The 5,611-nt window shown below is 50.4% G+C and carries 6 protein-coding genes; all 6 read right to left on the bottom strand.

Annotated elements, in window-relative coordinates; translation table 11 throughout:
- Positions 1-574: V-type ATP synthase subunit D (locus PLA23_RS09900; protein ID WP_324475065.1), on the bottom strand; the 574-nt coding region annotated here is incomplete at its 3' end.
- 3 nt (positions 575-577) lie between these two features.
- Positions 578-1,978 carry a V-type ATP synthase subunit B gene (locus PLA23_RS09895; protein WP_324475063.1) on the bottom strand — a complete coding sequence of 467 codons (1,401 nt, stop codon included), beginning with the start codon at positions 1,976-1,978 and terminating at the stop codon, positions 578-580.
- Positions 1,960-3,714, bottom strand: coding sequence for a V-type ATP synthase subunit A (locus PLA23_RS09890; RefSeq protein ID WP_324475061.1), 1,755 nt, complete (start codon positions 3,712-3,714; stop codon positions 1,960-1,962). Before PLA23_RS09890 ends, PLA23_RS09895 begins: the two co-directional genes overlap by 19 nt.
- Position 3,715: 1 nt before the next feature.
- Entirely contained in the window at positions 3,716-4,036 is a 321-nt protein-coding gene (locus PLA23_RS09885; protein WP_324475059.1) for a V-type ATP synthase subunit F, read from the bottom strand.
- Positions 4,029-5,078, bottom strand: a complete 1,050-nt coding sequence (locus PLA23_RS09880; RefSeq protein ID WP_324331988.1) for a V-type ATPase subunit — start codon at positions 5,076-5,078, stop codon at positions 4,029-4,031. The genes PLA23_RS09885 and PLA23_RS09880 overlap by 8 nt, the downstream gene beginning before the upstream one ends.
- Positions 5,071-5,611: V-type ATP synthase subunit E (locus PLA23_RS09875; protein ID WP_324475057.1), on the bottom strand; the 541-nt coding region annotated here is incomplete at its 5' end. The genes PLA23_RS09875 and PLA23_RS09880, both read right to left, overlap by 8 nt.

Here is a 5,611-nt window from a genome sequence, read left to right as displayed (position 1 = left end):
GTTCCCGCTCCTCGATACTGAACCGGATATACTTAGCCTGCTCTTTCAGTTCCGGTATTATTATCTGATCCAGGGCATTCACTCTCCTGCGGTTCATCTGGATCTCATTGCCCAGGCGTCGAAGAGTTGTCTCCGTCTCCGCAAGCCGGATGATCATATCCATCTCAGCCTCGAACTTTTCGGCTGCCTCATTAATCCTGCTGCTGGTACCGATAAGCCCGTATCCCCGCTGCATCACATTCAGGGCAACACTCTTCTTCTGGATGACCGGAACCGACACACCCATGATATTCTTTCCAGAAATATCAACCATTATCTGCCGTTTCGTAGCATAAGAGGCTGATTTTACTGCAATCGGATCGTCAACTGCTTCAGCAACCAGAAGGGCGAGATCAGCCTCAATGGCAAGCTGTTCAAGCCCTTCCCTGGACTCAGAAAAGTTGACCATAATCTTAAAAAATTCCTGAATGAGAGCTTCCATCTTCTCTTTGAGGAGATCACGTCCCTGCTCTGCCAGCACAATCTGGGATCGCTTCTTCATCAGCTCCATCCGGGTCGGGTGCACCTGCTCCATAGCTCATTCTCCAGAGATGATTAATGTCCGGTATTTATCAATATACTCCTGTTTTATTCGTTTCAACTCATTATCAGGCAGCAGGCCGAAGAGCTCCCAGGCAACCTGGAGCGTTGTCTCAATGCTCCGCTCCACATTGCCCTGTGATATGAACCGTTTCTCAAAGTGATCGGCAAACTTGAGATAATTCCGGTCAAGTTCAGAAAGAGCCTCCTCTCCGACAATCGCAACCAGCCGGCGGAGATCCCGTCCATAGGCATAGGATGCATAGAGCTGATCTGCCACATTCCGGTGATCCTCTCTTGTTTTTCCCGGGCCAATACCCAGATTCATAAGCCGGGATAAACAGGGAAGGGCATCTATGGGCGGATTGATCCCCTTCCGGAAGAGGTCACGGGAAAGAACAATCTGCCCTTCGGTGATATACCCGGTCAGATCAGGAACCGGGTGGGTGATATCATCATCCGGCATTGTCAGGATGGGGATCTGAGTGATTGAACCGGTGCAGCCCTTGATACGTCCGGCCCGCTCGTAAATGGTTGCAAGATCGGTGTACATATACCCCGGATACCCGCGACGACCGGGAATCTCCTCCCGTGCCGTTGAGATCTCACGAAGGGCATCACAGTAATTGGTCATATCGGTCAGGATGACCAGCACATGCAGGTTGTACGTATATGCAAGGAACTCTGCAGCGGTCAGGGCACACCGTGGGGTTGCAATCCGCTCGATAGTCGGATCATCAGCCAGGTTGAGGAAGAAGACGACCCGTTCAAGGGCACCACTCTCTTCAAACTCCTTCATAAAGAATGAGGCTTCCTTGTAGGTGATACCCATTGCTGCAAAGACCACGGCAAAATTTTCCCCTTCTCCGAGGACCTTTGCCTGCTTTGCAATCTGGGCGGCCAATTGATTCGCCGGAAGCCCTGCACCTGAGAATATTGGAAGTTTCTGCCCTCTGACAAGGGTGTTTAATGCATCAATTGCGGATATTCCGGTCTGAATAAACTCTGCAGGCTTGTCACGGGAGTAGGGGTTGATCGGCATACCGGCGATATCAAGCTGAGCCTCAGGAATAATAGCCGGACCGCCGTCACGTGGTCGGCCAACCCCGTCCAGAACCCGTCCCAGCATGTCATAGGAGACATCAAGGAGCGGTGAGTGCCCGGTAAACCTGACCGTGGTGACATGACTGTCTATCCCCCGTGTTCCCTCAAATACCTGGACAACCGCGATATCCTCTGAAATGTCAAGAATCTGACCGGTCCGCATCTCGCCATCCGGCAGAATGATCTGTGCCGTCTCACCAAAGGAGATCTCTTTTGGACGCTCCACAAAGATCAGAGGACCAGACACATAATTGACCGTCTTATACTCGACAGTAATCAGGCTGCCGTGCTGCATGTCTGCACCTCCAGGTTTTCAGTCTGCTCCCAGACCGTATCACTGAGCGCTTTAAGCCGCTCCAAATCTTTCTGCTCCTTCATCCTTGCAATCTCTGACCGTGCCGGGATCTGGAGAAGAGAGCGGAGCGGTACACCACGTCGAAGCGCTGCACGAATTGCATCATAATACCAGATGATAACTTTCAGCATCCAATACTGCTTCTCAAGCGGGCAAAAGGAATCATCATCACTGTAGGCACTCTGTTGCAGGAAATCTTCGCGGATAATCCTCGCAATCTCAAGAACTATCTTTTCTTTGTCAGGTAAAGCATCAGGTCCGACCAGTTGCACAATCTCCTGCAATTCCACCTCTTTTTGCAGGATATACATTGCCCTTCCCCTGAACTGGTACCAGTCCCTGGCAACATTTTCTGAAAACCATTCCTCAACATCCTCAAGATACAGGGAATAACTCCGAATCCAGTTTACCGACGGGTAGTGCCGGCGGTAGGCAAGATTTGCATCAAGTGCCCAGAATGTTCCGGCAATACGAAGGGTATTCTGGGTAATCGGCTCTGAAAAGTCTCCACCAGGAGGTGATACCGCTCCGATAATCGTCACAGACCCGGTCTTCTGTTCCGACCCTGCACAGATGACCCGGCCCGCCCGTTCGTAAAATGCCGCAAGCCGGGTTGCAAGATAGGCAGGATACCCCTCTTCTCCTGGCATCTCCTCAAGCCGTCCAGATACCTCACGGAGTGCCTCACCCCATCGGGATGTTGAATCTGCAAGGAGGGCAACATCATACCCCATGTCCCGGTAATATTCAGCGATGGTAATCCCCGTATAAATCGATGCTTCACGGGCAGCAACCGGCATATTTGAGGTATTGGCGATCATGATCGTCCGCTCAATAAGCGGATATCCGGTCCGGGGATCAGTCAGTTCAGGAAACTCGGTGAGCACATCGGTCATCTCATTCCCGCGCTCACCACACCCGATATAGACAACCACCTGGGTATCTGCCCATTTTGCAAGCGTCTGCTCAGAGACCGTCTTTCCGGTCCCAAACCCGCCGGGGATCATGGCAGTCCCACCCTTGACCAGCGGGAACATGGTATCAAAGACCCGTTGCCCGGTGAGCAGAGGAACTTCCGGGTCAAGACGTTTAACAAACGGACGCCCTTTCCTGACCGGCCATCGCTGAAGCATGGTAATCTCTGTCCCGTCAGCAAGGGTACAGACCACATCGGTCACCGTATAGTCCCCGCCAGAGATCGTTTTAATCTGCCCGGATATACCCGGTGGAACCATGATCGAATGAACCAGATGAAACTCCTCAACCGTTCCGATCACATCACCGGACTCTACCGCATCACCTGGCTTTTTGAACGGAGTAAATGACCATCGCTTCTCCCGATCAAGGCCAGGGACCATAATTCCCCTGCTGATATAATTCCCGCTCTTTGCATACAGGGCAGGAAGCGGTCGCTGCACGCCGTCATATATGGATGACAGAAGACCTGGACCCAGTTCAACGGAGAGCGGAACACCAGTATTCTCCACCGGTTCATGGATCATCAGACCGGTGGTATCCTCATAAACCTGGATGACTGCCTCATCGCCTTCAAGCCTGATGATCTCACCAGGAAGAGCAGCCCTTCCCACCGAAACCACATCATACATCCGTGACCCGGTCATGTATCGTGCAGTAATTACCGGTCCTGAAATCCGTGCAATTGTTCCGGTTATCATATCAGCTCCTCATTACGACGTTATATCCGATTGCTCTCCGAAGCAGCCGTTCAACATACCCGCTCACCTCATCACCTTTCCGGGGTGCAGGAATAGGAATGATGACCGGGTGATAGCACCGTTCAACCTGTTCATAGAGAGTCTTATCAAGGTTTGCAAGAAAATCCTCCCTTATGGCGATGATTCCGGCCTCTTCCTCATGAAGGAGGGAGGAAAGGACACGGGACGCCTGCAGGGAGTCTTCGGCCTCCATCACGTCCGAACCGGCAAGACGAAACCCGGTTGCAGATTCCGGATCCGTGATGACAATCACTTTATACATACACCATCTCCGCCTCCATATCCTCAGGGGGAATCAGGGCATTTTTACACCGTGCAATAATTCGCAGATTCATCACTTCTGTATATTTTGCCCACAAATACCCGATGATCACGGTCACCGAAAGGGGATCGCCCCGGTATAACCTGACCGCATGCCTGATGAGATATTCATCAAGAAGATGCTGATATGCAGATATTTTGACAGAATCGCCCTCACTGCTCCGAAGATCAGCCAAAAACCGGTAGGGTGTCTCCTCGAGGTACTCAATCAGGGATGCAATGGATCCAATATTTACGAGGGTTCGAAGTTTCTTCCGGTTAAAGACCTTCCCGCCATCCAGAAGCAATGGCTCTGCATCCTCTGGATCAACATGATCCCGGAATACCAAAAGCAATGATTTAATGTTGATAAGGTCAATTTCAGTCCCGATGATCTCACGGATCTTCTGCTCTGCTGCTGACCTGCCAGGAACAAGTGAGAGGGCACGCTCATAATAAAACCGATCAAGGGCATTTTCCAGGATGAACAGATCACCATGGGCAGAATAATCAGGAAATGCACGGGTGAGCGGTATGGCATAGACTACCTCCCAGGTTGCCAGAAGATCGATGACACTCTTCACATCAGGCTGCTTTAACAGCTCAGAAAGGAGCGATTCATCAAACTCTCCGGCAGGAACAAGATTCTCCCTGATCTCCATGGTCGGCACTTTGATACGCTTTCCCCGCAGAATTGTCTTCAGGTTGTGAATATCCCACCGTGAGGAAAATATCAGGATATACCGCTCTTCCTTTTCTCCTTGTAAAAACCCACCGATCTTTCGAATTGTCCTGACAAGATTTTGTCTGAGTGCTTCCTCAATGCCAGACAGCCCGGGTTTTCCAACAAGAGCACGTTCAAGATCCTCACGATATGGCGTCTCTTCCAAAGCAGTGATCAGGGAGGTGATATCCGGCTTTAATATGAGATTGCTCAGGCTCTTCTTATCAAGAAGACGGGAATACATACCCCTGACCCTGGCATTGACATATCCGCTATCCATCAGGACCTCCCAGGATCAGATTCATAATCTCAAGCGTTGATGTATCCCGGATCCTTTCCAGCCTTCTCTCAAGGGTATTATCTGCAAGAATTTTCCCATCTGCAGATGTTCCGGTAAGCCCTCCTATCGTTGTTATATCAGGGACAATATCACAATCAATGCCTGATTTTAATACGACCTTTTTGCAGACAACACTATCAGCCGGATCGATATGGAGGATTATATCCTCACCGGACAGAGATGATATGACCTCTCGGGTCAGTCTTTCAAAGCGTTCAGGATATGATGGATCTGATCTGATATCAGCTAATTGCCGAAAGGCCTGTATAAATGCATCATCAATAAGTTTCTGCCTGACGGTACTGATTCCTTTCTTTACATCCTGCTTTGCCAGGAATTTCTGCCGGTTTGACTCCAGGATCAGGTCACGTTTTGCTTTCTCCAGGTAGTGTGCATGAATGGCAGATGACTCTGTCTCAGCTTCCCGAAGAATTGCTTTTACTTCTCGTTCAGCATTCCGGATAACTTCCTGT

The sequence above is a fragment of the Methanospirillum sp. genome (assembly GCF_035406105.1).
Classification (GTDB): domain Archaea; phylum Halobacteriota; class Methanomicrobia; order Methanomicrobiales; family Methanospirillaceae; genus Methanospirillum.
This window is presented reverse-complemented; position numbering and strand designations above follow the sequence as displayed.

Bases quoted from the DNA above. Each gene is read 5' to 3' on its own strand.
- PLA23_RS09885 (WP_324475059.1), bottom strand. From the start codon at position 4,036: ATGTATAAAGTGATTGTCATCACGGATCCGGAATCTGCAACCGGGTTT.
- PLA23_RS09880 (WP_324331988.1), bottom strand. From the start codon at position 5,078: ATGGATAGCGGATATGTCAATGCCAGGGTCAGGGGTATGTATTCCCGT.
- PLA23_RS09890 (WP_324475061.1), bottom strand. From the start codon at position 3,714: ATGATAACCGGAACAATTGCACGGATTTCAGGACCGGTAATTACTGCA.
- PLA23_RS09895 (WP_324475063.1), bottom strand. From the start codon at position 1,978: ATGCAGCACGGCAGCCTGATTACTGTCGAGTATAAGACGGTCAATTAT.